Genomic DNA, 787 nt, shown 5'->3' with positions numbered 1-787 from the left:
AATCGGCTCAAACATGAAGAAATGAAATGACTGAGTCAGCCGAGAAGAATTTCCCCGCTTATTCGCACCTTCCCTAAGTTTGCCACTGTGCTTGAAACCGCCAGTTTGAATGAAGCTGAATTGAGCGAGTATTGCCGGGCTAAAGGCCTGTACGTTGATCAGGTTAAAGCCTGGAAAACCGATGCACTGCGAGGGTTTATGAGCTCCCGCGAGCAGGAGTTGGAAGCTAAGCGACAGCGCCAAGCTGATCATAAGGAAATCAAACAGTTAAAAAGCGAACTGAGGCGCAAAGAAAAAGCTTTGGCTGAAACCGCAGCCTTGTTGGTGCTCAGAAAAAAGTTAAATGCGCTTTGGGAGAACGACAACGAGGACGATTAACCTTGGTCTCAGAGCGCACTAAATGTGTGAACTTGATACAGGAAGCGAACCAGGCTGGAGCGAGGCTTCCTCTGGCCTGCGAAGAAGCTAGCATTACATTGCGCACCTATCGGCGCTGGTATCGGGATGGCAAGATCACCGCTGATCAAAGGCCGGATGCGGTTCGTCCACCGCCCTCGAATAAGCTGACGGAAGCAGAACAGGCGAAGATCGTCGAAGTGTGTAATTGGCCAAAGTTTGCCAGCTTGCCGCCATCGCAAATCGTCCCAACGCTGCTGGATGAAGATGAATATTATGGTTCTGAATCAACATTTTATAGGGTATTAAAAGCCTTCCTGATTACCCATGACCCTCAGCCAGCTTCAAGAGCCGATATGGCATCGGAGGGCTTGCCACGACTGCATGCCCC

At 50.2% G+C, this 787-nt stretch carries 1 pseudogene; it reads left to right on the top strand.

The annotated features are described in order from the left end of the window. Positions 1 to 75: 75 nt before the first annotated feature. Positions 76 to 710 (top strand): annotated as a pseudogene (locus tag OKC27_RS22760) (IS3 family transposase); the annotation flags it as partial. Positions 711 to 787: the final 77 nt, after the last annotated feature.

The organism is Aeromonas sp. QDB62 (assembly GCF_027705695.1).
In the GTDB taxonomy this organism is placed as follows: Bacteria; Pseudomonadota; Gammaproteobacteria; order Enterobacterales; family Aeromonadaceae; genus Aeromonas; species Aeromonas allosaccharophila.
The sequence above is the reverse complement of the archived record's forward strand: the minus strand, read 5'-3'. Positions and strand labels throughout refer to the sequence as shown.